The sequence below is a fragment of the Okeania sp. SIO2F5 genome (assembly GCF_010692685.1).
Lineage (GTDB): Bacteria > Cyanobacteriota > Cyanobacteriia > Cyanobacteriales > Microcoleaceae > Okeania > Okeania hirsuta.
In genome coordinates this window covers 22,041-28,040 of the sequence record NZ_JAAHGU010000099.1, presented here as the reverse complement: position 1 = coordinate 28,040, position 6,000 = coordinate 22,041, and the positions used below count along the sequence as shown (strand labels likewise).

5 protein-coding genes are annotated in these 6,000 nt (G+C 35.9%); 2 read left to right on the top strand and 3 right to left on the bottom strand.

Annotation, left to right across the window (positions count from 1 at the left end; translation table 11 throughout):
- The first annotated feature begins 553 nt into the window (after positions 1–553).
- Positions 554–991 (top strand): hypothetical protein, encoded by a 438-nt coding sequence (locus F6K27_RS23660; RefSeq protein WP_287278597.1) that lies wholly within the window; start codon positions 554–556, stop codon positions 989–991.
- 529 nt (positions 992–1,520) lie between these two features.
- Here F6K27_RS23660 and F6K27_RS23655 read toward each other — a convergent pair.
- From F6K27_RS23655 to F6K27_RS23645, 3 genes are all read right to left on the bottom strand, one after another.
- Entirely contained in the window at positions 1,521–2,207 is a 687-nt protein-coding gene (locus F6K27_RS23655; protein ID WP_124142792.1) for an RNA methyltransferase, read from the bottom strand.
- Positions 2,208–2,362: 155 nt separating this feature from the next.
- Complete coding sequence (locus F6K27_RS23650; RefSeq protein ID WP_124142791.1) at positions 2,363–3,160, bottom strand: metallophosphoesterase family protein; 798 nt, start codon at positions 3,158–3,160, stop codon at positions 2,363–2,365.
- A 303-nt stretch (positions 3,161–3,463) separates the two neighbouring features.
- Positions 3,464–4,228: a DUF1995 family protein gene (locus tag F6K27_RS23645; protein WP_287278596.1), complete on the bottom strand. Its 765-nt coding sequence runs from the start codon at positions 4,226–4,228 to the stop codon at positions 3,464–3,466.
- 268 nt (positions 4,229–4,496) lie between these two features.
- On the opposite strand from F6K27_RS23645, the gene F6K27_RS23640 reads away from it, so the two are divergent.
- Positions 4,497–5,807 (top strand): hypothetical protein, encoded by a 1,311-nt coding sequence (locus F6K27_RS23640; protein ID WP_287278595.1) that lies wholly within the window; start codon positions 4,497–4,499, stop codon positions 5,805–5,807.
- Positions 5,808–6,000: the final 193 nt, after the last annotated feature.

The window sequence follows — 6,000 nt, the reverse complement described above, 5'->3', positions numbered from 1 at the left end:
AAAAATTGCTTTAATGAATAAATAATCAACCTACTGTGTGGGGTGTGGTGCGATCGCACCACACCTCCATCTATTCTCAATAATGCTTCTCTTTTAGTTGAAGTATTATTCAGCTTATTCGATGAGTCCATCTCTATATATAGCTTTCAGCTACCTTGTCACCCCGTGAGGTTATACAGATAAAAATTTGAGAAGGATATTGTTCAGCAAACAAAAAGGTTTTTGACAGAAATTTTTACAACATAAACCATATTACACGATCCTTGTAATGAATATTGTCGATGATCGACAAGGTTTAAAAATACTTTTGTCGATTATTGCGACATACGCAATAATACAAATAATACAAAAAGATTTCAAAATTGGTGATTCATTAAAGAGCGATCATTCTCTCTTTTATTGCGTATGTCGCAATAATACAAAACAATACAAAAAGATTTCAAAATTGGTGATTCATTAAAGAGCGATCGTGTCAAAACCTTAGAAGCAAATATCTGTCAAGACAAGAACCCCTACCTCAAATCATTGTCAGTAAATAGGATAAAACAACTCTATGATTTCCATAAAAAAACTATCCATAGCTTGCCTAGGAGCAACAACTATCGCTTTAGCAATAAACAAACCAGCAAGCGCTAGCGTCTTTTTCAACTCCGATACAGGTCACTACTACGAATATGTTCCAGGTGAATACACTTGGAACCAAGCAAAAGCTAGTGCTGAAACTCGCTCTTATAATGGTTGGCAGAGATATCTGATAACCATCACCTCTGAAGCAGAAAACAACTTTATTATTTCCAACATCGGTATACCCACAGAGCATTTCTCTGCACAAGCAGGTGGATGGTTAGGTGCAAATGACACAGCAACAGAGGGGACTTGGCAATGGGTAACCAGTCCGGAAGCGGGAACAGTCTTTTGGCAGAACGGCACACCAAACCATTTAGAGCGTATTCGACTACAGGAAACCCCATGGAGGAGGCTTAAACCTTAGCGAAATGAGATTAAATTTTGCCGACGGTTCCACGGAATTTGCCAACCTAGTTGCTGATTTCACGACCCTCGGAAACATAGTCAAGGTAAAATATTTTATCTCCTAAAGGTCAACCTATTTTTAAATAAAATTCACTCAATTAAATAAATTGGGTGTTATACCAATTTGGAAAAAGATTGTTACAAATAATAAGAGCAATTAAAAGACTTTATAGGAGATGTCCGCTGGACTAAAAATATAAATTCCGACCTAATAAATGGTATTAAAGCTATTTATTCTGACTCCTGACTTTAGGAAATTTATCACTTAAAGAGCAATCAAATTGAAGAAGGAGACAGGAGACAGGAAACAGGAGACAGGAGGAAAATTACATGGGGATTCGCTCCCCCAAGTAATTTTGAACACCGTGTAGACGGTGGGGTATTAAACCCACAAAGAAAATGATAATAATGATACCAAAATACAGCTACCTCCTAAATAACTCAACACTTTCTTACTTCTTGCTTCTTACTTCTTCCTTCTTCCTTATTCAATTACAAATATCTCTGAAAAACTTCTTCTCAATAAGTTCCCCAGCTTTAATAGATTTCCGCAGCCAATTTAATTCCAAATCTAATTTTTCTGTTTCAGTTAATTCCCAATTATTATGCTGTCGTCGCAAACGATTTGTCATATCATATAAACACAAAGCAACACTAACTGAAATATTAAAACTTTCACTAAATCCCTGCATTGGAATTTTTACCGATACATCTGCATTGTTTTGAGCATATTCTGACAACCCATTAATTTCCGAACCAAACATTAACGCTACTTTTGTATTTACAGATAATTGTTCAACAGTTATTTGTTTTGTATGGGGGGTTGTTGCTGCTATGATATAACCCTCACTTCTTAATTTTTTTAAACATTCTTGAGTATTATTTATGCCTTCTTGATTATAGCGGTATAATGTTAACCAGCGGTCTGAACCAACAGTAACACCTTGAGTAATTGTGAATATATTTTTGTTCTCTATAATATGCACATCTTGTACCCCAAAACTGTCACAACTTCGGAGTACCGCACTAGCATTGTGGGGTTGATAAATATCTTCTAAAATAACAGTAATATGACGGGTTCTTTGCTGCAAAACAGATACTATTTTTTCCCAACGAGCATGGGTAACAAATTGACCTAAATAAGTAATTAATTGTTGTTTTTCTTCTAATTGCATTCAGCATTAATCTAAATATTTATATTTACCGACAAATTAAGGTATAAAGCCTCTCCATTCATAGAGAAAAAATAAAAACAATCCTTTTAGCCAATCCTCTTAGTTTACAAGAAATTGTTAATTATTAATTGTTGAAAGAGAAACTGCTATTTTTATCAATCGTTCTTGACCTTAAGTTTCTCTTTGTGCTTTTTTTTAGCTAATAAAGGTTCTTGCATTATTTTTTTTAAAGTTGGCTTGGAAGCATAAGGTTTTACAAGTTCTTCTAGAGGCATTTTCCTAGTTTCATTACTATTAACATTAACTTGATAAACAATATTATTATCAACATCTAATCCTGTTAGCCATCCACTACGAGGATGATACGCACTCGTGTCAATATTTAGCCAACCTGCCCCACGAACTAACTCTCCAGGCTCAACATTATTAAAAGTAAAAGTTATAGTATGACCTATAATCATTAACTTATTGGGAAAGTAAGGTTTTTCAATACCATGAAATTCTTTGCGAATCCAACAATATTCATGATAAGTTTGCTTTTGAATAGGTAGTTTTGGATTTACCCCTGCATGAACTAACCAAATATCTCCTAAGTCTAGATATAGAGGTAGTGATCGAATCCATTCTACATCCTCATAAGGCATAATTCCTTGATCTCTATAACTTTCTACCGTTTCATTCCCTCCACTGTAAAACCAAGCTTCCCATGCTCCTTTTTTGTCTGCTTTATCTGAAAGAGCTTGAATCATCATTTGTTCGTGATTTCCCTGGAGAGACTGATAGGAGCTATTTCTGACAAATTCTATTACTTGGGAGCTTTTTGGGCCTCGATCTATTAAGTCCCCTAAAAAATACACCTTTTCATTTTTTCCAGGGGCGATCGCCTCTAGCAAAACCATTAGACCATCATAATGCCCATGTACATCACCAATTATAATACGTCTCTGCTTCATTTTTACTTCTAAAGATTTCCTACAATATCTAGTTTTTTTCTATCTACTTTATTGCATTAAGTAAGGCAAAAAAGACTTTATTATACTAAATTTTAATGTCAGAAAATTTAATTAAAACATCTAATATATTATTCACTTTAATTTGTATCTATAATATCACATAGTTTCTGAGGTAAACCGACCCTAATTTTTAGGCAAATCCAGAATGTAGCTAATTTGAAACAAATTGTAGCTTCGAGTAAAATTGGGGTCGGCCTACCTTAGACGAAAAATACTTTTAGTAAGTTCATGTCTGCGGAAAATTTAGTTACTTAAAGCACGCAGGAATTTTTGAATTTCAGTTAAAAATCCTTTCCGTTTTGGTTTAGTAGTAGTTTGCTCAGAAGAAGCAGAGCTATCTATTTTAACTGTAGTAGTAGCTTCAGCTAAAATCATTTCCACAGTATCTCCCATTGGTTTCTCAGATCGCTCTGCAATTAATTTATATTGGCCATTTTCCTCAAGCAAAACTTGCCAGGGAGAAGGATAACAACGATACAATGCAGCCTCACCAAAAGACTTGATATAGTAGCAAGATTCAATAGTTGTAAGAAATCTTTCCCGGAGTTGACGTGCTGCATAACCAATTCCGACAATAGATACATCCTCTAACCTCGGAATTAACATTACAACTGGGCGATCGCCTGCCAGATTACACAATTTTTCGGTCTGGGCCACTTCTACAGAAGAAAGGGCAACTAACAGAAAAAACTCGTCTTCCGGTGAAATTTTGCTATCAACTGGAGACCTACTTGTGCCAATATCTTCTACTTTTACTTTAAAAGGCGCTTCTTGCCAATCTCGTCTTGCTAATGCTGCAGCACCAGTATCAGGAAAGAAGACTTTTGGTTGAATGCCTTCTTCAAGTAAAGCAGGAATAAATTGTGCTGCTAGAGATTGAGCTTGAAGTTCAATTTCTGGAATAACTATTTCGATTTGGATTCTACTATAACCATCCTGGAGAGCTATCTTAGTAGCTTCTATAGCTTGAGCGAGTGCTTCATCTATGTCATTGGGTAGTTTATTCATCTATAAATAGCGATCGATATTTCTAAATTTCTCAACTATACTGTAACTGATAGAAGATTTTCAACAATCTTCAGTACTTTCCATAACATAATAAATAAAACAGGACTTACCCATGCAACTCCCTTGAAAACACCATTTGTAGGGGCGTTAACGTAGTTGTGCGTAGCAAATGGCATTGGGTAGCGCCAAGCTCAGAATTGCGCCCTCACTCGATTTAGTGTCCGCGCATAAGTCCCGATCATAAATAAAACTTGAACAAAAGGAAAATATGAGACATCCATTTGACAATGACCTAGAGACTCTTGAGTCTTTACAAAAAAGTCAAGTTGAACCTAAGCGTAATACTCCTAATGACCCTTCTCAAGGTATAGCAACTACTTTAGCAACAGGAGAAGAAGGTGGTGCTACAACAGAAGCTTTTGATGATTCAGAAAATGGTGGCGAACTGATAGCGACAACCTTAGAACTAGGAGAAGAAGGGGGTACCAGTGAAGCTATAGCAACTACTTTAGCAATAGGAGAAGAAGGTGGTAATCTTCCTGTACCTACGACTCTAGCGCTGGGAGAAGAAGGTGGTCTTACTCCCATAGGAATGCTACCGAGAGAACTAACAACTGAAGCAGTAGGAGAAGAAGGCGGTTTTGCTACTCCTATTAAGAATGAAATTCTGACTCAACCAAGCTCCGAAGAGGGTTTCGCAACCACTCAAGCAATAGGAGAAGAAGGTGGTATGACTCCAATAGGAGTGCCACCTGGAGAAGCAACGACTCAAGCAATAGGAGAAGAAGGTGGTTTTGCGACTCCTATTAAGAATGAAATTCTGACTCAACCAGGTTCTGAAGAAGGTTTCGCAACCACTCAAGCAGTAGGAGAAGAAGGTGGTGTTACTACTTTAGCAGTAGGAGAAGAAGGCGGTGTTACTACTTTGGCAATAGGAGAAGAAGGTGGTTTTGCGACTCCCATTAATAATGGAACTTTCACTCAAGTAGGTTCGGAAGAAGGTGGTGTAACTACTTTAGCTATAGGAGAGGAAGGTGGAGATTTTAATGAAGAGATTTATCGGCAATCTTATCCTGGTATTGATGTTGCTATCAATAGAGGAGAATTTAGTTCTGGTTTAGAACATTACATTCAGTTTGGACAATTTGAAATTGAACGCATTGGTTTTTTTACTGACAATGATAGTAATGATATTATTAATGCTTTCGGCAACAATACCAGAATTGTTGGTGTTAGTGTTATTGGATATGACCTCATCAACGACCGAGTTATACCTAGTGATTTGGGAACAGGAGAAATTGATATATTAGTTGGTAGTTCGGGAATAGAGGGAGTAGATCAATTTATACTTGGTTCTTCCCAAGGGTCGCCTTTTTATCTTGGTTTTGGTGATTCAGACTTTGCTTTAATTCAAAATTTTGATACTCCTTTAGATCAAATTAAGTTATCAGGAACTTTGAATGATTATAGTTTTGAAATCGTTAATGATTCAGTTAATATATCTACTCTATCAGGAGATTTGATTGCCATCATAGAAGGTGTTTCATCTCTAGATAATTTAAACCTTAATTTTATTTAGTTAATAAATGGGAAAGTAGACTTGTAAGCAGAAATATATTCAAACTCATAATATTAGAACTTATACCAGTTTTATTTGAGGTTGCATAGAATGATGAAATTCATTAAATCGATCTATTTTTATCTACGCTTACCTGCGGTCAATTATGCTTGAAGTCAATTATGCTTGAAAGATTATTCTATGCAGCTTCATT